The 20,303-nt window shown below is 70.0% G+C and carries 15 protein-coding genes; 6 read left to right on the top strand and 9 right to left on the bottom strand.

Annotation, left to right across the window (positions count from 1 at the left end):
• Positions 1-3: 3 nt before the first annotated feature.
• From ACWIHY_RS19270 to uvrC, 7 genes are all read right to left on the bottom strand, one after another.
• The gene (locus tag ACWIHY_RS19270) at positions 4-1,215 is read right to left on the bottom strand and encodes a phosphoglycerate kinase (protein ID WP_454376837.1); all 1,212 of its coding nucleotides are present in this window, start codon (positions 1,213-1,215) and stop codon (positions 4-6) included.
• Positions 1,216-1,320: 105 nt separating this feature from the next.
• Positions 1,321-2,325 carry a type I glyceraldehyde-3-phosphate dehydrogenase gene (gene gap / locus ACWIHY_RS19265; RefSeq protein ID WP_454376836.1) on the bottom strand — a complete coding sequence of 335 codons (1,005 nt, stop codon included), beginning with the start codon at positions 2,323-2,325 and terminating at the stop codon, positions 1,321-1,323.
• Between the two features lie 199 nt (positions 2,326-2,524).
• Positions 2,525-5,485, bottom strand: a complete 2,961-nt coding sequence (locus tag ACWIHY_RS19260) for a M14 family zinc carboxypeptidase (protein WP_454376835.1) — start codon at positions 5,483-5,485, stop codon at positions 2,525-2,527.
• A 168-nt stretch (positions 5,486-5,653) separates the two neighbouring features.
• Positions 5,654-6,643 carry a DNA-binding protein WhiA gene (whiA, locus tag ACWIHY_RS19255; RefSeq protein ID WP_028813910.1) on the bottom strand — a complete coding sequence of 330 codons (990 nt, stop codon included), beginning with the start codon at positions 6,641-6,643 and terminating at the stop codon, positions 5,654-5,656.
• The gene (locus tag ACWIHY_RS19250; protein ID WP_454376834.1) at positions 6,634-7,668 is read right to left on the bottom strand and encodes a gluconeogenesis factor YvcK family protein; all 1,035 of its coding nucleotides are present in this window, start codon (positions 7,666-7,668) and stop codon (positions 6,634-6,636) included. The genes whiA and ACWIHY_RS19250 overlap by 10 nt, the downstream gene beginning before the upstream one ends.
• The gene (rapZ, locus tag ACWIHY_RS19245) at positions 7,665-8,627 is read right to left on the bottom strand and encodes an RNase adapter RapZ (RefSeq protein WP_454376833.1); all 963 of its coding nucleotides are present in this window, start codon (positions 8,625-8,627) and stop codon (positions 7,665-7,667) included. The genes ACWIHY_RS19250 and rapZ overlap by 4 nt, the downstream gene beginning before the upstream one ends.
• Positions 8,624-10,681: an excinuclease ABC subunit UvrC gene (gene uvrC, locus ACWIHY_RS19240; RefSeq protein ID WP_454376832.1), complete on the bottom strand. Its 2,058-nt coding sequence runs from the start codon at positions 10,679-10,681 to the stop codon at positions 8,624-8,626. Before uvrC ends, rapZ begins: the two co-directional genes overlap by 4 nt.
• Positions 10,682-11,040: 359 nt before the next feature.
• On the opposite strand from uvrC, the gene ACWIHY_RS19235 reads away from it, so the two are divergent.
• The gene (locus ACWIHY_RS19235) at positions 11,041-12,003 is read left to right on the top strand and encodes a hypothetical protein (protein ID WP_454376831.1); all 963 of its coding nucleotides are present in this window, start codon (positions 11,041-11,043) and stop codon (positions 12,001-12,003) included.
• Positions 12,004-12,023: 20 nt separating this feature from the next.
• Here ACWIHY_RS19235 and ACWIHY_RS19230 read toward each other — a convergent pair whose 3' ends face one another.
• The gene (locus ACWIHY_RS19230) at positions 12,024-12,479 is read right to left on the bottom strand and encodes a Rieske (2Fe-2S) protein (protein ID WP_454376830.1); all 456 of its coding nucleotides are present in this window, start codon (positions 12,477-12,479) and stop codon (positions 12,024-12,026) included.
• 110 nt (positions 12,480-12,589) lie between these two features.
• Between ACWIHY_RS19230 and ACWIHY_RS19225 the strand changes: the two genes are divergently transcribed.
• Positions 12,590-13,507, top strand: a complete 918-nt coding sequence (locus ACWIHY_RS19225; RefSeq protein WP_454376829.1) for a carbohydrate kinase family protein — start codon at positions 12,590-12,592, stop codon at positions 13,505-13,507.
• A 161-nt stretch (positions 13,508-13,668) separates the two neighbouring features.
• Here ACWIHY_RS19225 and uvrA read toward each other — a convergent pair whose 3' ends face one another.
• Positions 13,669-16,683 carry an excinuclease ABC subunit UvrA gene (gene uvrA / locus ACWIHY_RS19220; protein WP_454376828.1) on the bottom strand — a complete coding sequence of 1,005 codons (3,015 nt, stop codon included), beginning with the start codon at positions 16,681-16,683 and terminating at the stop codon, positions 13,669-13,671.
• Between the two features lie 187 nt (positions 16,684-16,870).
• Here uvrA and ACWIHY_RS19215 point away from each other — a divergent pair, with 187 nt between their 5' ends.
• The 4 genes from ACWIHY_RS19215 (at position 16,871) to ACWIHY_RS19200 (ending at position 20,303) form a co-directional block, all read left to right on the top strand.
• Positions 16,871-17,557 carry a maleylpyruvate isomerase family mycothiol-dependent enzyme gene (locus ACWIHY_RS19215; protein WP_454376827.1) on the top strand — a complete coding sequence of 229 codons (687 nt, stop codon included), beginning with the start codon at positions 16,871-16,873 and terminating at the stop codon, positions 17,555-17,557.
• A 9-nt stretch (positions 17,558-17,566) separates the two neighbouring features.
• Entirely contained in the window at positions 17,567-18,223 is a 657-nt protein-coding gene (locus tag ACWIHY_RS19210) for an MBL fold metallo-hydrolase (protein ID WP_454376826.1), read from the top strand.
• Positions 18,224-18,338: 115 nt separating this feature from the next.
• The gene (locus ACWIHY_RS19205) at positions 18,339-19,676 is read left to right on the top strand and encodes an MFS transporter (RefSeq protein WP_454376994.1); all 1,338 of its coding nucleotides are present in this window, start codon (positions 18,339-18,341) and stop codon (positions 19,674-19,676) included.
• Positions 19,677-20,009: 333 nt separating this feature from the next.
• A complete protein-coding gene (locus ACWIHY_RS19200; RefSeq protein WP_454376825.1) occupies positions 20,010-20,303 on the top strand; it encodes a hypothetical protein in 294 nt (97 codons plus the stop codon).

Here is a 20,303-nt window from a genome sequence, read left to right as displayed (position 1 = left end):
GGGTCAGTCCTCCAGTGCGGCGAGGCCGGGAAGCGTCTTGCCCTCGAGGTATTCGAGGCTGGCGCCGCCACCGGTCGAGATGTGGCCGAATGCGTTCTCGTCGAAGCCCAGGATGCGGACGGCGGCGGCGGAATCGCCACCACCGACCACCGTGAAGGCCGGGCTGCCGACGAGGGCCTGGGCAACCGCCTTGGTGCCCTCGGCGTAGTCGGGGTGCTCGAAGACGCCCATCGGACCGTTCCAGAAGACGGTGGCCGCGTCGGCGAGCTTCGATGCGTACAGCTTGCGGGTCTCGGGACCGATGTCCAGACCCTCCTGGTCGGCCGGGATGGCGTCCGCGGCGACCGTCGTGGGGTTGGCCGGAGCCTTCGTCTTGAGGTCGGGGAAGTCCGCCGAGACCAGGACGTCGACGGGGAGCACGAACTCCACGCCCTTTTCCTTGGCGCGCTTCAGGTAGTCCAGGACCGTCGGGACCTGGTCCTCCTGGAGCAGCGAGATGCCGACCTCGTGGCCCTGGGCCTTGAGGAAGGTGTACGCCATGCCGCCGCCGACCAGGATGCGGTCGGCCTTTTCCAGCAGGTGGTCGATCACGCCGAGCTTGTCGGAGACCTTGGCGCCGCCGAGGACCACGACGTACGGCCGCTCGACGTTTTCGGTGAGCTTCTTCAGGACGCCGACCTCGGTGGCGATGAGGCCGCCCGCGACGTGCGGAAGGCGGGCCGGGAGGTCGAAGACCGACGCGTGCTTGCGGTGCACGGCGCCGAAGCCGTCGCCGACGTACACGTCGGCGAGCTGCGCCAGCTGGTCCGCGAAGGCGCCGCGCTCGGCATCGTCCTTCGAGGTCTCGCCGGCGTTGAAGCGGAGGTTCTCGATGACGGCGACCTCGCCGTCGGAGAGGCCCGCGACCACGGCCTGGGCGGACTCGCCGACCGTGTCGGTCGCGAAGGCGACCTCGGTCTTGAGGAGTTCACCGAGGCGCGTGGCGGCCGGGGCCAGCGAGAAGGCCGGGTCCGGGGCGCCCTTCGGGCGGCCCAGGTGCGAGGCCACGACGACCCGGGCGCCCGCGGCGGCGAGCTTCTCGATCGTCGGCTGGACGGCGCGGATACGGCCGTCGTCGGTGATGGTGGCGCCTTCGAGCGGCACGTTGAGGTCGGCGCGGACGAATACCCGCTTGCCCGCGACCCCGTCGGCGAGAAGTTCGTCGATCGTCTTCATCTGTTACTGGACTCCTTGGGAGACAAGACACGCGACAAGGCCCGGGCAGCGCCGCGTTGCGCTGCCCGAGCCCTGTCACTCACATCGAGGTGCCTGCCGTACGGATCAGAGCTGGCTGCCGACGAAGACCGTGAGGTCGACGAGGCGGTTCGAGTAGCCCCACTCGTTGTCGTACCAGCCGATGACCTTGACCTGGTTGCCCTCGGCCATGGTCAGCGACGAGTCGAACGTGCAGGAAGCGGGCTCGTTGACGATGTCGGAGGACACGATCGGGTCGGCCGTGTACTCGACGATTCCCTTGAGCTCGCCCTCGGCAGCCTTCTGGAAGGCCGCGTTGATCTCGTCCTTGGTGACCTCGCGCTCCAGCGTGATGACCAGGTCGGTGACCGAGCCGGTCGGGACCGGGACGCGCATCGCGATGCCGTCGAGCTTGCCCTTGAGCTGCGGGAGGACCAGTGCGGTGGCCTTGGCGGCACCCGTGGTGGTCGGGATGATGTTCTCCGCGGCGGCGCGGGCGCGACGCAGGTCGGAGTGCGGGAAGTCCAGGATGCGCTGGTCGTTGGTGTACGCGTGCACCGTCGTCATCAGGCCCTTGACGATGCCGAAGTTCTCGTCGAGAACCTTGGCCATCGGCGCCACACAGTTGGTGGTGCAGGAGGCGTTGGAGATCACGTGGTGGTTGGCGGCGTCGTACTTGTCCTGGTTGACGCCCATCACGATGGTGATGTCCTCGTTTTTGGCCGGGGCCGAGATGAGGACCTTCTTCGCACCACCGGCGAGGTGCTTCTCGGCATCCGCCTTCTTGGTGAAGATGCCGGTGGACTCGATCACGATGTCGACGCCCAGGTCGCCCCACGGAATGTCCGCCGGGTTGCGCTCGGACAGGACCTTGATGGTGTGGTCGTCGACGGTGATGGTGTCCGCCGTGTGCGACACCTCGGCCTTGAGGCGGCCGAGAATGGTGTCGTACTTCAGAAGGTGTGCCGTGGTCGCAGTGTCACCCAGGTCGTTGACAGCCACGATCTCGATGTCCGCACCCTGCTCCAGCAGCGCCCGGAAGTAGTTGCGCCCGATGCGGCCGAAGCCGTTGATGCCTACGCGGATCGTCACGAAACCGATCTCCTCGTTGGTACGCCGGGTTTCGACGCCGGCGAGATGTATGGGATGTCCCCGACCGCTTCCGACCCTACCTCTCCGGGGGGCCGGGGGTGACATCGAGCGGGCCCGGAAACGGCCCGGCGGTCCGTACTCCCCAGTAGGGAATGCGGGCCGCCGAGCCCTCCGTCCCGGTGGCCGGGACCTGCGGGTGTCAGTCGTCGAGGACGCCGAGCACCCGGCCGAGCAGTTCCGCGCGCTGGACCGCGTCGGGCACCTGCTCCAGGCCGAAGCCGAGGAGCACGGTGTTCCGGGTCGTGATCGCGCCGTAGGGGACGAAGAGCTCCCCGGCACGGGCCCAGTCGCCCGCCACGGCCGGGCTGCCCGCCGGTGCGCCGGGCGCCGTCCAGGTGCCGAGAGAGGTCTCGAAGCCCTCCGTCTCCTTCTCGGCGCCGCCCACGACGAGCCGGGCGTCGTCCGCGAAGACACCGCGGCCGCCGGAGCCCGGGTCGGTGATGCTGCTGAGCGAGAGCTCGACCTTCTTGCCCGCGTAGGCACTGAGGTCGAAGGAGACCTGCTTCCAGCCGCCGGAGGATCCGGTGAAGCTGTTCCAGGCGCCGGAGGTACCAGTGGCCCTGCAGGCGTCGGACTCCTGGGTCAGGTAGTGCCTCAGGAACGGGTGACCGTTGAGGAAGTAACCCTGCTCGCACTCCGCCGGGACGGTACTGGTGGTGCCGCCGCCCGCCTCGGGCAGAGTCGTCCAGTCCTCCGCACCCGCGGTGTGCGCCTCCAGGACGGCGTGGTCGTAGCCGCTCTCGGTGTTCCAGTTCAGGGCCAGACGAAGCTCCGGCTTGTCGGCGGCGCCGACCCCGGTGAGGTCGAAGGTCCTGGTGAGCCGCTTCCAGTCGTTGTCCTCGTGGGTCGCGGCGGCCATGCCCTGACCCGCGTAGGGGGCGTACGGGTTGGCGGCGCCGGTGAAGCGGCCCGCCTGCTCGCTGGTGAACTGGGGGAACTGCGCGGGCGGCAGAACCGAGGAGGTGGAGATGTACGCTCCCGGGGCGTCCAGCGGGTTGCCGGGCGCGCCGGCCAGCGGACTGCCCGTACCGGCCATCGGGCCGAGACCGGAGAACGCGGTGGCTCCCACGGCAGTGGTCCGTCCGTAGGCACCGAGGTAGTACTGGCTGAAGTCGTTGGTCGAGGCCCGGCCGACCACCGCGTTGCCGCCCGTCAGCTCACCGGCCTCGAGGAGCTTGCCGCCTTCGTTCAGGAAGGCGCGCAGGGCGAGCTGGGTCGGGCCGGTGGGCGCCTTGGCGCCGGTGTAGTGCACAGCCGTGCCGAAGTGGGACAGCACGCCGAGCGGGTGCGGGGCGCCCTGGGTGGCGACGTCCCACACGGCGGCCTTGTGTCCGGTGGTCGCGAGCGTGTCGACGTACGTCTGCGTGTGCTGCGCGGGGGCTCCCTCCTCGGCGATCACCAGGACGTCAGCCTTGGGACGGTCGGCGAGGGTGTACGTGAAGTGCTCGCTGGAGACGGGCTTGCCGGACTTGGCGCGCCCGGTGAACCAGACCTCGACCTTGTCGCCGACGTCGCCGTCCCGGACCTTCGCGCGGTACTCGTCGAAGTGGAGATTGTCCTCGCCGCCGTAGGTCTCGCCGCCCTTCCAGGGGCGCAGCTCCTGGTCGTGTACGCGACCGCCGTTGACGCGGTACCTGAGCTCCTTGTCGCGCACCGACTTACGGGCGGTGACGGCGATCTCCTGGTCCTTCCACCGGGCGTACGACGTCGTGAAGGGGTCGACGGTGAAGTCGGGTGCCTCCATGCCGACGGACGAGGACGGCTTGTCGGGGTGCGCGGCGGTCTCCGCGACGGAGAGCGCGAAGGGGATGTTCTTGGCGAACTCCGCCTGGATCAGCTTCTCGTCGTCGGGGAAGTTGAATCCGGACTGGCAGTCCTCGGGCTTCCACCGGTCGTCGGGGTCGATGTTCGACGCCGTCTGGCAGGTGGTCATCTCGGGGGTGAACATCATCGTGCCGTTGACGTTGGCCGCGTGTCCGTCGGCCTCGCCGTTGGTGGTGTAGAGCTCCGAGGAGACCTGCGGGTAGTACCCGGGAACGGCCGGCTTTTCGGGTGTTCCCGCGAGCGCCTTGTAGAGCACGTCGTCGGGGGTGGGCGTGGCGACCTGCCAGCCGACTCCGTAGAGGATCAGTTCGGCGGCGGAGTGGTAGTTGATGCCGTACTCGAAACCGATGCGCTTCTGGAAGCGGTCGAGCACCCGGGTCTCGGGCTCGGACATGGAGGACGCGCCGCGGTAGGTGGCGCTGGCGGGGTTCGGCGAGGAACCCTCGTTGTCGTAGCCCCACTTGTAGGCGAAGTTACGGTTGAGGTCGACGCCGTCGCTGGCGGTGTACTTGCCGTCGGCGTCGATGTCGCGCATGTTCTTGCGCCAGAGGCGGTCGCCTGCCGCGTCGTGGGTCCAGTCGTAGCCGTCCGGGTTGGCGGAGAGCACGAACCACAGTTCGGTGGAGTCCACGATCTTCGTGATGCGGCGGTCCTTGCCGTACTGGTCCAGGTAGTGGTGCATCAGCCGCCGGGTCATCTCCGGGGTGATCCACTCACGGGCGTGCTGGTTGGACATGTACAGCACGGAGGGCTTGGCGCCGTCCTTGGTCTTCTTGGCGCCCTTGGTGAGCTTGACGGCGAGGATGTCCTTGCCCTGGAGGGTCTTGCCCAGGGAGACGACCTTGGTGAGGCCGGGGTGCGCCTGCCCCGTCCTGACGATCTCCTCCTGGAGATTGCCCTTGCCGCTGTACGGGCGGTAGACGCCGTCCCCGGCGGCGGCGAGGCGGGACTCCGTCTTCGCCGACACCTTGCGCTCAGTGAGGTTCCTGACGCCCTTGGCGGCCAGGTCCTCGGCCTGGGCGTCGGTAAGGAAGAGCTCGACGCGCGCCGTACCCTTCTCCGGAGCCCGCTCGCCCATCTCGTGGGCGTCCTGGCCGGCCGCCAGGAGCAGGGGTATCTGCTCCTTCGTGACGTCCGCGTTGAACACCTTGACGGCGTCGGCGCCCGCGTCGGCTCCGCCCGCGCGCGCCCCCTCGGCCTGGGCGGCCGGTGCCGCCGTCACGCCGCCGATCAGCAATGCGCCCGCTGCGAGGATCGATCTCGCTCTGCGTCTCATGAGCCCCCCTTGCTGTTGCCTGCCACGTAAGTGAACAGACGACAGGCTCATGACAGTTCATGGTCATGTCAATAGCGCCTCCCGGGTACACGAAACCGCCGCCGGTGCCCTTGAGGGACACCGGCGGCGGCCGGCCGTGCGAAGACGAGCCGGATGCGAGCGGACCGATCAGCCGACCAGGCCGTCGGCCATCTCCTCGGTGATCGTGGACTCCGTGCCGGGGATGCCCAGGTCCTGGGCCCGCTTGTCCGCCATGGCCAGCAGGCGGCGGATACGGCCCGCCACGGCGTCCTTCGTGAGCGGCGGGTCGGCCAGCGCGCCCAGCTCCTCCAGGGAGGCCTGCTTGTGGTCCATGCGCAGCCGCCCGGCGGCGGCGAGGTGCTCGGGCACTTCCTCGCCGAGGATCTCCAGCGCACGCCCCACCCGGGCACCCGCGGCGACGGCGGCACGCGCCGAGCGGCGCAGGTTGGCGTCGTCGAAGTTGGCCAGCCGGTTGGCGGTGGCGCGGACCTCGCGGCGCATCCGCCGCTCCTCCCAGGCCAGCACCGACTCGTGCGCGCCGAGGCGCGTCAACAGGGCTCCGATCGCGTCCCCGTCCCGTACGACGACACGGTCCACGCCGCGCACCTCGCGCGCCTTGGCGCCGATGGAGAGCCGGCGGGCGGCGCCGACGAGGGCCAGGGCGGCCTCGGGGCCGGGGCAGGTGACCTCCAGCGAGGACGAACGGCCCGGCTCGGTGAGCGAGCCGTGCGCGAGGAACGCGCCCCGCCAGGCGGCCTCGGCGTCGCAGGTGGCGCCGGACACGACCTGCGGGGGCAGACCGCGGATCGGACGGCCGCGGCCGTCGACCAGCCCGGTCTGGCGTGCGAGCTGATCACCGCCCGCCACCACCCGTACGAGGTAGCGGGAGCCGCGTCGCAGCCCGCTCGGGGCCATCACCACCAGTTCCGAGTGGTGACCGAAGATCTCCAGGATGTCCTTCTTGAGCCTGCGGGCCGCGAAGCTCACGTCCAGCTCCGCCTCGATCACAATCCGGCCGCTCACCAGGTGCAGCCCGCCCGCGAATCGAAGAATCGCCGAGACCTCCGCCTTCCTGCAGCAGGTCCGGGTGACGGGAAGCCGGGAGATTTCGTCCTTCACCGCTGCCGTCATCGCCATGGGCCGATCCTTCCATGCATCCGAAAAATACGGTCGTACGCGGCGGCCAACAGCTCCGGGTCGTGCTTCGGGGAGCCGTCGGGCGCGGCGACCGGCGCCAGCTCGACTGCGGCCCCGAGCCGCTTGGCGGCATCGGCGAGGGACTCGCGATCGGGCACGGCAGCCTCGTCGGCCAACACCACGTCCAGGGCGAGTTTAGGGGCGTGTCGTCCCAAAACCTCCAAATGACGCTGCGGAGAGAACCCATCGGTTTCTCCGGGTTGCGGCGCGAGGTTGAGCGACAGGACCCGGCGGGCCTTCGTCTCGATGAGCGCGTCGAGCAGCTCGGGCACCAGAAGGTGCGGAATCACCGACGAGAACCAGGAGCCGGGACCGAGCACCACCCAGTCCGCGTCGAGCACGGCGGCGACGGCCTCCGGGACGGCCGGCGGGCCCTGGGGGACGAGGTGCACGGACTGCACCTCGCCGGGGGTGAGCGCTACGGTGGCCTGGCCGCGCACCGTGTCCACGTCGTCGGGCCGCAGAGGGTCGTGCCCCCGCACGAGCGCCTGGAGCTCCAGCGGTACGGCGGACATGGGCAGCACCCGGCCGTGCGCGCCGAGGAGCCTGCCGACCAGGTCCAGTGCCTGGACGTGGTCGCCGAGCTGCTCCCACAGGGCGACGATCAGCAGGTTTCCTACGGCGTGGTCGTGCAGGTCGCCCCGGCTGGAGAAGCGGTGCTGGATGACGCGCGACCAGGTCTGGCCCCAGTCGTCGTCCCCGCACAGCGCGGCGAGAGCCTTGCGCAGGTCACCCGGCGGCAGTACGCCGAGCTCGTCGCGCAGGCGCCCGCTGGAGCCGCCGTCGTCGGCGACGGTGACCACGGCGGTCAAATCGCCGGTGATGCGGCGGAGCGCTGTGAGCGACGCCGACAGTCCCATGCCGCCGCCGAGGGCGACGACCTTGGGCTGGGCGCCGCGCTTGCGCTGCGGCCGCGCGGCGTCACTGCCACGCAGCCGCCGCAGGCGGAAGTTGCGTCCGGTCACTCGCGCCCCATGTCCCGGTGGACGAGGACGGTTTCCACACCCTCGGAGGACAGGCGCGCGGCCAGCTTCTCCGACATGGCGACGCTGCGGTGCTTGCCACCCGTACAGCCGACGGCGATGGTGACATAGCGCTTGCCCTCACGGCGGTAGCCGGCCGCGATGAGCTGGAGCAGCTCGGTGTACTGGTCGAGGAACTCCTTGGCGCCCGGCTGGTTGAAGACATACCCGGAGACCTCTTCGTTGAGGCCGGTGAAGGGGCGCAGCTCCGGGACCCAGTGGGGGTTCGGCAGGAAGCGGCAGTCCACCACGAGGTCGGCGTCGACCGGCAGGCCGTACTTGTAGCCGAACGACATGACCGTGGCACGCAGCTGCGGCTCGTCGTCGCCCGCGAACTGGGCGTCCATCTTGGCGCGCAGCTCGTGGACGTTGAGGCTGGACGTGTCGATGACCAGGTCGGCGTCGCCGCGCAGCTCGCGCAGCAGGTCGCGCTCGGCCGCGATGCCGTCGGTGATCCGGCCGTCGCCCTGCAGCGGGTGGGGGCGGCGTACGGATTCGAAACGGCGTACCAGGGCGTCGTCCGAGGACTCGAGGAAGACAATCCGCCGGGTGACCTCCTTGGCGTCGAGGTCCGCCAGGGACTCGCGGAGGTTGTCGAAGAAGCGCCGGCCGCGGACATCCACGACGACGGCGATACGCGCGACGTTGCCCTGCGAACGGGCACCGAGCTCCACCATGGTGGGGATCAGCGCGGGCGGCAGGTTGTCGACGACGAACCAGCCGAGGTCTTCGAGGCACTTCGCGGCGGTGCTGCGGCCGGCTCCCGACATGCCCGAGATGATCACCAGCTCCGGGATGGCCGGCTCGGCCGCGTCGCCGTTGTGCCCGTTGTGCCCGGTCTCGCCGGTGTCCCCGGTCGTGCCCGTACTCACGTGTGCTCCGTCTCCGTCGTGCTCATTCATGCGTGCTGCCCCCGTTCCGGCGGGGAGAGCGCGGGTGCTGCCGCAGTGTCCACGGTGTCCGCGTCATCCTCGTCGTATTCAATGATCTCTCCTGTCGCCGTGTTCACGGCGGGTGCGGCCGGCGCCGCCTGTGCGAGGAACGCGGCGACGGTCTCGGCCGTCTTGCGGCCTATCCCCGGAACCTCGCAGATCTGATCGATTGTGGCGGACCGGAGCTTCTTCACCGAACCGAAATGCTTGATCAGGGCGTGCTTGCGTGTCTCGCCGAGGCCGGGAACCTCGTCGAGCGGGCCCGCCCTGAAGCGCTTGGCGCGCTTCGTCCGCTGGTAGCGGATGGCGAAGTCGTGAGCCGTGTCACGGACCCGCTGAAGGAGGTAGAGCCCCTCGCTGCTGCGGGGCAGGACGACCGGGTCGTCCTCGCCGGGCACCCAGACCTCCTCGAGGCGCTTGGCCAGACCGCAGACGGCGACGTCGTCGATGCCGAGCTCGTCGAGGGCGCGCTGGGCGGCCGCCACCTGGGGCTGTCCGCCGTCGACGACGACGAGCTGCGGCGGGTACGCGAAACGCCTGGGCCTGCCGTCGTCCTCCACGGCCGGATCCGGCTCGGCGGGTACCTCCGCGGCGCCGTTCCCCTCGATCCACTCCCCCGTCTTCTCCTTCTCCTGGAGATAGCGCCGGAAGCGGCGGGTGAGCACCTCATGCATGGACCGGACGTCGTCCTGGCCCTCGAAGGTCTTGATCTGGAAGCGGCGGTACTCGCTCTTGCGCGGCAGGCCGTCCTCGAAGACGACCATGGAGGCCACCACGTCGTCGCCCTGGAGGTGGGAGATGTCGAAGCACTCGATGCGCAGCGGTGCGGAGTCCAGTCCGAGGGCTTCCGCGATCTCCTCCAGGGCGCGGGAGCGGGTGGTCAGGTCGGACGCGCGCTTGGTCTTGTGCAGGACGAGGGCCTGCTGGGCGTTGCGCTGGACCGTCGCCATGAGGTCCTTCTTGTCGCCGCGCTGCGGGATGCGCAGCGAGACGTTGGAGCCGCGTCGGCCGGCGAGCCACTGGGACACGGCGGGGGCGTCCTCGGGCATGGCCGGGACGAGGACCTCCTTGGGCACCGCGTCGCCCTGCTCCTCGCCGTACAGCTGCTGGAGCGCGTGCTCGACGAGGCCCGCCGTGTCGACGGCCTCGACCTTGTCGGTGACCCAGCCGCGCTGCCCCCGGACCCGTCCGCCGCGTACGTGGAAGATCTGCACGGCGGCTTCGAGCTCGTCCTCGGCGACGGCGATCAGGTCGGCGTCGGTGGCGTCGTTGAACACCACCGCGTTCTTCTCCAGGGCGCGGCGCAGCGCCCCTATGTCGTCGCGCAGGCGGGCGGCCCGCTCGTACTCCATGTCCTCTGCGGCCTGGTGCATCTCCTGCTCGATGCGCCTGAGGTACTGGCCCGTGCGGCCGGCCATGAAGTCGCAGAACTCTTCAGCGAGTTCGCGGTGCTCCTCGGGGGTGACGCGGCCCACACAGGGCGCGGAACACTTGCCGATGTAGCCGAGGAGGCAGGGGCGGCCCGTCCTGGCGGCGTTCTTGAAGACGCCGGCCGAGCACGTGCGTACGGGGAAGACGCGGAGCATCAGGTCGACGGTCTCGCGGATCGCCCAGGCGTGACCGTACGGGCCGAAGTAGCGCACGCCCTTCTTCTTGGGGCCGCGCATGACCTGGACCCGGGGGAACTCTTCGTTCAGCGTCACGGCCAGGGACGGATAGCTCTTGTCGTCCCGGTACTTGACGTTGAAGCGGGGGTCGTACTCCTTGATCCAGGAGTACTCCAGCTGGAGCGCCTCCACCTCGGTGGAGACGACCGTCCACTCGACGGACGCGGCCGTGGTGACCATGGTGCGGGTGCGCGGGTGGAGATTGGCCAGGTCCTGGAAGTAGGAGGACAGGCGCGGGCGCAGGCTCTTCGCCTTCCCGACGTAGATCACCCGGCGGTGCTCGTCGCGGAATTTGTAGACCCCCGGCGAGTCGGGGATCTGTCCCGGCTTGGGGCGGTAGCTGGAGGGGTCTGCCATGCCTCACACCCTACTTGCGGGCAGTGACAGCGCGGGGGCGACCGGGGCGCGCGGGGGTGGGAGGTGCGCGGGGCGACCAGGGCGCGCGGGGGCGGCCGGGGGTGGGAGGTGCGCGTGGGCCTCCCACCCCCTCGTCGCTGGCCGCGGTGAAAGGGGAGGAGCGTGTCCGGACGCCTTTGTGGAGCATCAAGGTGTTGTCGGGGGCAGGTCGACACGCTTCAATGCGGGTGGCACGGCGCCGTGAACGGTGTGGCCGGGGAGTGAACGTTTTCCCGCTCCGCCCACCTGGCCACCGGCCCCCTCCGGCGCACCGTCGCGCCGGTTCCGTAGTGAGTGAACGTTTCGCTGGAGGATTCCCGATGCCGCAGATCACGGAGAAGGGGGCGGCAGGTCCGGGAGGTGCTGTGGAGGCCGACCTGGAGCAGGCACTGCACGCTGGCCCGTTCCACCTTGCCCTGCGTGCCGCGCTCGCCGCGCGCGGGCTGCCGTTGCAACGCGTCCAGCACCATCTGGCCGGCCGCGGGATCAAGGTCGGCGTCACGAGCCTCAGTTACTGGCAGCAGGGCGCGCGGCGCCCGCAGCGCCCCGAGTCGCTGCGCGCCGTACGCGCGCTGGAGGAGCTGTTGCGGCTGCCCGGCGACTCGCTGATCCGGCTGCTCGGCCCCGTGGGCGTGCGCAGCGAGGTCGAGCGCCCCGCCGCGCGCTCCTATCGCGCCCTCGTCGGGGTTTCCGACGCGCTGAAGGGGCTCCTCACCGAGCTGGAGTTCCCGGCGGACGGCGGGCTGCACACAGTGGGCCACCACGAGCGCGTACGGATCGGGGCGGGGCGGGAGCTGATCGGCCGCGACTCGCAGCACGTCGTACGGGCCCACCGCGACGGCATCGACCGCTACCTGGCCATCCACCACGGAGACCCCGGCTGCGACCCGACGCGGGTGGTGGTGCGGGCGCGGGAGAACTGCCGGACGGGACGTGTGCGCTGGGACACCGAGTCGGGGGTCCTCGTGGCCGAGCTGCTCTTCGACGCGCGGCTGCGGGCCGGGGAGACGTATCTCTTCGGTTACGCCGTCGAGGACGGTACCGGCGGCCCCAGCAGCGAGTACGTGCGCGGCTTCAGCTTCACCGGAGGGCAGTACGTGCTCCAGGTGCGCTTCGACGAGCAGGCGCTGCCCGTGCGGTGCCGGCGCTTCACGCAGACCTCGGCGGGCGCGTCGCGCGGCGCCCGCAAGGAGCTCACGCTGAGCGGGCGGCACGGGACCGTGCACCTGGTGGAGCAGGGGGTGCGGGCCGGGATTCTGGGGATCGACTGGGACTGGGAGTAGAAGCGCCGCCCGGCGGCGGGTCAGGCGTCAGGGCCGGCCTTCGTGCCCGTGCCCGTGCCCGTGCCCGTGACGAGCTTGCCGCCCTCGACGGTGACCGGGATCGCGGGCAGCGGCACGGTCGCCGGGCCCTGGAGCACCTCACCGGTCGTCACGTCGAAACGGCTGCCGTGGCAGGGGCAGTTGCCCTCGCCCTTCTCGACCTTGTCCAGGACGCAGCCCGCGTGGGTGCACTGCGCGCTGAACGCCTTGTACTTCCCCTCGGCCTGGCAGCTGACGATGATCCGCTGCTCGCGGTAGAGCTTGGCACCGCCGACCGGGACCTCGTCGGCCGCGCCCAGGTTCACGGGCGTGGAGGGCAGCGGCTTGGCGTGGCCGAGCTTCGACTCGGTGGAGCAGGCCGCCACACCCAGTCCGGCCGCGCCTGCGAGGACGGCGCCCTTCAGCACGGCGCGGCGGGGGGCTGACTGGCCGGACATGCGGTCTCCACTGGTCAGGGGGTCGGGTGACAGACCCGACGATACCGGCGGACATCGGCGGCTCTCGCGGGGGCTGTCCCCTCGGGCGGCGATGGGTTACGTTCGGGCCCGTGATCGTCGTCGCCGGAGAGTCCCTGATCGACCTGGTGCCGCATGAGACGGGCGCGCTGGCGCCCCTGTCGCCGCGGCCCGGCGGCGGGCCGTACAACACCGCCGTGGCCCTGGGGCGGCTGGGCTCCGCCGTCTCGTTCTGCTCCCGGGTCTCGACGGACGGCTTCGGTGAGGCTCTGGTCGACGGGCTGCGGGCGGCCGGAGTGGACACCTCGCTCGTGCAGCGCGGTCCGGAGCCGACGACGCTGGCGGTGGCGGCGCTGGGCGCGGACGGATCGGCCGGTTACGGCTTCTACGCGGAGGGCAGCGCGGACCGCCTCTTCGAGCTTCCGGCCGCGGCTCTGCCCCCGGATGTACGGGCGCTGGCCCTCGGCACCTGTTCGCTGGTGCTGGAACCCGGGGCGAGTGCGTACGAGGCGCTGTTGCGGCGTGAGGCGGAGCGCGGCCTGTTCACCCTGCTCGACCCGAACATCAGGGCCGGTCTGATCCCGGACCCCGACGCCTACCGCGCCCGCTTCCGGAGCTGGCTGCCGTACGTCTCGCTGCTGAAGGTGTCGCAGGAGGACGCGCAGTGGCTGGGCGGATCGGTGGAGGAGTGGCTCGCGACCGGACCCGGGGCGGTGGTGCTGACGCGGGGCACGGACGGCATGACGGTACGGACGCGGGGCGGCGGGGTGGACGTGAGCGTCCCGACGGTACGGGTGGAGGTGGCCGACACGATCGGCGCGGGCGACACGGTGAACGCGGCTCTCCTGCACCGGCTGTCGGCGCATGGGGCGCTCGCGGCGGAGAAGGTGGCGGCGCTGGACACCGCCGCCTGGACCGACACCCTGACCTTCGCGGCGCACGCCGCCGCGATCACCTGCTCACGCCCGGGCGCGAACCCGCCGTACGCGAAGGAGCTGGCGACGCGATAGGGCCGACGTAACCGGCGGGCCTTCCCTTTTGGACGCCGGGCCTTCCCCTGGCCCCGCCCTTCCGGGAAGAGGGTGCAAGCCCCGGAAGGGACAACCCTCCACCCATGCCGACGGCCCCTCACCCGGGGCACGGGTGAGGGGCCGTCCAGCGAACACGCGCGTCACGCCTTGCGGGAGCGGGCCGCCTTTGCCGGGGCAGTCGTGCCGGGAGCCTTCTTCGCCGTAGCCGTCTTGGCCGTCGCGGTCTTCCTGGCGGGAGCCGACTTCGCCGCCGCCACCGCCTTCTTCGCCGGCGCCTTCTTCGCGGGCTTCTTCACCGGGGTCGCGTCACTCACCCGGTCGCCCAGGATGTCGCGGAGGAACTTGCCCGTGTGGCTCGTCGGTACGGCGGCCACCTGCTCGGGCGTGCCCTCGGCGACGACGAGGCCACCGCCGTTGCCACCCTCGGGACCCATGTCGATCACCCAGTCCGCCGTCTTGATGACGTCCATGTTGTGCTCGATGACGATCACGGAGTTGCCCTTGTCGACCAGCCCGGACAGCACCTTGATGAGCTTCGAGATGTCCTCGAAGTGCAGACCCGTGGTCGGCTCGTCCAGGACGTACACCGTGCGCCCCGTGGACCGCTTCTGGAGCTCGGAGGCGAGCTTCACGCGCTGCGCCTCACCACCCGACAGCGTCGGCGCGGACTGACCGAGCCGGACGTACCCGAGACCCACCTCGGTGAGCGTCCGCAGGTGACGGGCGATCGTCGGGACGGCCTCGAAGAAGTCCAGCGCCTCCTCGATCGGCATGTCCAGCACCTCGGCGATGGACTTGCCCTTGTAGTGCACCTCCAGGGTCTCCCGGTTGTAACGCGCCCCGTGGCAGACCTCGCACGGGACGTACACGTCCGGCAGGAAGTTCATCTCGATCTTGATCGTGCCGTCGCCCGAGCAGTTCTCGCAGCGGCCGCCCTTGACGTTGAAGGAGAAGCGGCCCGGCAGATAGCCGCGCACCTTCGCCTCCATCGTCTCCGCGAACAGCTTGCGCACGTTGTCGAAGACACCTGTGTACGTCGCCGGGTTGGACCGGGGCGTACGGCCGATCGGCGACTGGTCGACGTGGACGACCTTGTCGACGAGGTTGTCGCCCTCCACGCGCGTGTGGCGCCCCGGCACCGTACGGGCGCCGTTCAGTTCACGCGCCAGGTGCGTGTAAAGGATGTCGTTCACCAGCGTCGACTTTCCCGATCCGGAGACGCCGGTGACGGCGGTCAGGACCCCGAGCGGGAAGGACACGGCGATGTCGCGCAGGTTGTTCTCGCGGGCGCCGTGGACCGTGAGCTGCCGCGTCGGGTCCGCGGGGCGGCGGATGTCCGGCATAGCGATGGACCGCTTGCCGGCCAGGTACTGACCGGTGACGGACGCCTTGTTGTCCAGCAGCTGCTTGAGAGAGCCGCTGTGGACGACCTTGCCGCCGTGCTCGCCCGCGCCCGGGCCGATGTCGACGATCCAGTCGGCCACCTTGATCGTGTCCTCGTCGTGCTCGACGACGATCAGGGTGTTGCCCATGTCGCGCAGCCGGACCAGCGTCTCGATGAGGCGGTGGTTGTCGCGCTGGTGCAGGCCGATGGACGGCTCGTCCAGGACGTACAGCACACCGACGAGGCCGGAGCCGATCTGGGTGGCGAGCCGGATGCGCTGCGCCTCGCCGCCGGACAGCGTGCCGGCCGCCCGGTTGAGCGACAGGTAGTCGAGGCCCACGTCGACCAAGAACCTCAGCCGCTCGTTGACCTCCTTGAGCACACGCTCGGCGATCTTCTTGTCACGGGCGTTCAGCGTCAGCCGGCCCAGGAAGTCCGCGCAGTCGCTGATCGACATCGCGGCGACCTCGGCGATGGACTTCTCCATGACCGTGACGGCGAGGACCAGCGGCTTCAGGCGTGTGCCGTTGCACGTCGGGCAGTGCACCTCGCGCATGTAGCCCTCGAAGCGCTCCCTGCTGGAGTCGCTCTCTGCCTCGGAGTGCCGCCGCTTGACGAAGGGCACCGCGCCCTCGAAGGACGTGGTGTACGCCCGCTCACGGCCGTACCTGTTCCGGTAGCGGACCTCGATCTGGGTCTTGTGGCCGTGCAGCAGCGCCTTCTTGGCACGCTGCGGCAGCCCCGCCCAGGGGATGTCCGTACGGAACCCGAGAGCGTCGGAGAGCGCGCCGACGAGGCGCGCGAAGTAGTCCTTGGTGTGCCCGTGGGACCAGGGGTTGATCGCGCCCTCGTCGAGGGACTTGTCCTCGTCCGGGACTATCAGCTCCGGGTCGACCTCCATGCGCGTGCCGATGCCGGTGCAGTCCGGGCAGGCGCCGAAGGGCGAGTTGAAGGAGAAGGACCGGGGCTCCAGCTCCTCGAACGACAGGTCGTCGTAGGTGCAGTAGAGGTGCTCGGAGTACATCCGCTCGCGGTCGGGGTCGTCCTCGGGGAGGTCGACGAAGTCGAGGATGACCATGCCGCCTGCGAGCCCGAGAGCGGTTTCCACCGAGTCGGTGAGCCGGCGCTTGGCGCTCTCCTTCACCGTGAGGCGGTCGATGACCACCTCGATGGTGTGCTTCTCCTGCTTCTTGAGCTTGGGCGGCTCGCTGAGCTGGATGGTCTCGCCGTCCACCCGGGCGCGGCTGTAGCCCTTGGTCTGGAGGTCGGCGAAGAGGTCGACGAACTCGCCCTTGCGCTCGCGCACCAGCGGCGACAGCACCTGGAAGCGGCTGCCCTCGGGCAGCTCGAGCACCTTGTCGACGATGGCCTGCGGCGACTGGCGCGAGATCGGGCGGCCGCACTCGGGACAGTGCGGCTTGCCGATACGGGCGAACAGCAGGCGGAGGTAGTCGTAGACCTCCGTGATCGTGCCGACCGTCGAGCGCGGGTTGCGCGAGGTCGACTTCTGGTCGATGGACACCGCGGGCGACAGGCCCTCGATGAAGTCCACGTCGGGCTTGTCCATCTGGCCCAGGAACTGACGGGCGTAGGAGGAGAGCGACTCGACGTACCGGCGCTGCCCCTCGGCGAAGATCGTGTCGAACGCGAGGGAGGACTTGCCCGACCCCGAGAGCCCGGTGAACACGATGAGGGAGTCACGCGGGAGGTCGAGCGAGACGTTCTTGAGGTTGTGCTCGCGAGCGCCACGAACGATGAGACGGTCGGCCACGCCGGTCCGCACCTTTCTTGAGAGAGGCAGAGAGGACTGAGCCCCCCGGTTCTCAGACTATGGGGGTAACCACAGCGATGTTGTAAGGATTCCTGATGCCTCCGACGAGCGTATAGCACGCGCATTCGAATTACGGCCTCGCCTGAACGGCTTCACCCGATCGTGTGACCGGACTATCGTCGGCGCCATGAACGATCACGTGCGCGACCTGGCCTCTGTACGCGAAGCAACCGACCGGCTCCTCGCCGCGACCGGCAAACTGGACAACGCCGGCGTGACGCAACCGTCACGGCTGCCCGGCTGGACCCGCGGCCACGTACTGGCTCACCTGGCCCGCAACGCGGACGCTCTGCTCAACGTCCTGGCAGCCCGGCCCATGTACGAGAGCGCCGAAGCGCGCGACGCCGACATCGAGCGCGACGCCCCGCGCCCGCTCGCCGTACAGCTGGAGGACCTGCGCGACAGCGCGGCCCGCTTCGACACGGCGGCCGCCGCTCCCGCCGACTGGTCCCGCACGGTCGCCCTGCGCAACGGCGTCACCGACTCGGCCTCGCGCATCCCCTTCCGCCGCCTCGTCGAGGTCGAGCTGCACCACGTCGACCTGGGCATCGGGTACGAGCTGGAGGACCTGCCGGAGGAGTTCACGGGCCGCGAGATCGAGTTCCTCGCGGAGCGCTTCACGGGGAGCCCCGGCGTCCCGGCGACCGTGCTGACGGCCGCCGACGGACGGCAGTGGCGTACGGGAAGCGTCGACGGTGATCCCGTGAACGTCGGCGGCAGCGCCGCCGACCTGCTGGGGTGGCTCGCGGGCCGCCGCGACGGGGCAGGGCTCGACACCGCAGGCGCCCCGCTGCCCGCCCTGCCGCCGCTATAGGCTGATCCCATGACGTACAGCGGAGCGGTGAAGGTCGGCGGTCCTGCGAACGTGCACGAGCTCACGGACCTGATGATCTCCAAGGTCGCCGTCGGGTCCATGAACAACAACGCGTATCTGCTGCGCTGCCGTGACACCGGAGAACAGCTGCTGATCGACGCGGCCGCCGAGCCGCACACCCTCCTGCGGCTGATCGGTGACGACGGCATCGCGTCCGTCGTCACCACCCACCGCCACGGCGACCACTGGCAGGCCCTCGCCGACGTCGTGGCGGCGACGGGCCCGCGTACGTACGCGGGCCGGTACGACGCGGAGGGCATCCCCGTCCCCACCGACGTCCTGCTGGACGACGGCGACACCGTCCGGGTCGGACGCGTCGAACTCACCGCCCGCCACCTCGTCGGCCACACGCCGGGTTCCGTCGCGCTGGTCTACGACGACCCGCACGGGCACCCGCACGTCTTCACCGGGGACTGCCTCTTCCCGGGAGGGGTGGGCAACACGTGGAAGGATCCGGAGGCCTTCGCGAGCCTCATCGGTGACGTGGAGGAGAAGCTCTTCGGCCGGCTCCCCGACGAGACATGGGTCTATCCCGGGCACGGCAACGACACCACACTCGGGAACGAGCGTCCGCACCTGCCCGAGTGGCGCGAACGCGGCTGGTAGAGCGCCGGACCAGGAGCCCGCGGCGCACCTTCCGGTACGACTGCTTCCGAGCGCCCCGTAACCGGAGTTCCGCTCGGGTAGTTGTGGCCGCATGCGCGAAGAACGACCTCCCTCCATGCTCCGCCTGGCCACCGCGTCGCTCGCCGGAACAGCCATCGAGTTCTACGACTTCTTTGTCTACGGAACAGCCGCCGCGCTCGTTCTCGGGCCCCTCTTCTTCCCCACGTTTTCGCCGCTCGCGGGAACGCTCGCAGCGTTCGGCACCTTCGCAGTCGGTTTCATTTCACGACCGCTCGGGTCTGTCGTATTCGGACACATCGGTGACCGCTACGGGCGCCGTCCTGTCCTGTTCGCCTCACTGTTGCTCACTGGAATCGCGACCGTCGCCGTCGGCTGCGTACCGACGTACGGGTCGATCGGAGTGGCGGCGCCCGCGCTCCTTCTGGTGCTGCGTTTTCTGCAGGGACTGGGGCTCGGCGGTGAGTGGGGCGGTGCGGTACTGCTGACCGCCGAACACGCCCCCGCGAACCGGCGCGGACTGTGGGCGAGTTTCCCGCAGATCGGCCCCCCGGTCGGCTTCCTCCTCGCCAACGGCGTCATGCTCGCCCTTTCGGCGTCGCTGACCGACGCCCAGTTCGCGGCCTGGGGCTGGCGTGTGCCGTTCTGGGCGGCGGGACTGCTCGCCGCGGCCGGGCTCCTGCTGCGTACGTCGCTGGCGGAGACCCCGCAGTTCAAGCAGCTCGCCGAGACCGACGAGCGGGCGGGCGTCCCCCTCGTCGAGGTCGTACGCGACCACTGGCGGCTCGTCCTGCTCACGGCCGGTGCGCTCGCCGTCGGATACGCCGTCTTCTACGCCGTGACGACCTGGTCCCTCGCATACGCGACGGAGCAACTCGGCGTCAGCCGTACGGTGATGCTCGCCTGCATCATGGCGGCCGTGGCGGTGACGGGCGTGGTCACTCCCTTCGCGGCGATGCTCGGCGACCGTTACGGGCGCAGGCCTCTGTGCCTGGTGGGATGCGCGGCGGCGGCGCTGTCGATGTTCCCGATGGTCGGGCTGCTGCAGACCGCCGAGCCCCTGCTGATGTTCCTCGGCTTCCTGGGAGCGCTGCTCTCGTTCATCACCATGTTCGCGGTGATCGCCGCCTATCTCCCCGAGCTGTACGAGCCGAGGGTGCGCTGCACCGGCGCGGCGGTCGGCTACAACCTGGCCGGGGTGCTCGGAGGCGCGCTGACCCCGGTGGTCGCGACGGCCGTTGCGCACGGCGAGGGCCCACCGTGGGGTGTCGCCCTGTATCTGACCGCCATCGCGCTGCTGAGCCTGGGCTGCTTCGCGCTGCTGCCGGAGACGGCAGGCGTGCCCCGAGAACGTCGGCATCAGAGTTCGCCGTCGCCTGAGGTTTTCCCTCCTTACACGCCGCACAGCGAATCGTCAAAAAATAGCATCAGTTGACCGAAGTCGAGATCCCGACGAGCGGGATGCTGTATCTGTATGAGCGGAGCGCGCCCAGTGCCGGGCCGAACTCCCGCGCCCTGTACCGGAAGTCGCCGGGAGGGTCGTTCTCCCATGCGTCCCGCCGCGCTGCGGCCGAACGCCGAGAATCGCGGAAGGGATGAACGGCGGGCGGTCTTTGTCCGGCAATACCGCCGATCAGGCGGACCGTACGGCCATCGACGGCAACCGACCTCTTGCCCTGTACGTGGTCATCAGCCCCTCCCCGGTACCTGTCCGGTACCGGCGGATGAGTCGGCCAGAACACCGACCACTCGCAATGAGGAAAGCTCCATGTCCAACACCTCTGACAGTCGCCATTCCGCGCCCGGCGGGCCAGGATGGTTAGCTGCGCCCACCGGGTACGTCATCACTCCGCAGGAGTTCCATGCCGAGATTCGGTCACTGCGGGAAGGGCAGGCCTCGCTGGCCGCGAAGCTCGACGTAACGCGGGACATCTCAGAGCGGGTGCAAGATCATGAGAACCGCCTCCGGGCGCTGGAGAGTCGACGCTGGCCGCTCCCTGTAGTCGTCGCGCTCTGTGCCGTGTTGGCAGCCGTCGCGGCCTTCCTGGCCCTTCAGAAGTAG

The organism is Streptomyces sp. NPDC055287, assembly GCF_053646035.1.
Note: the sequence above shows the minus strand (reverse complement) of the source record. Positions and strands in the feature narration are given on the sequence as shown.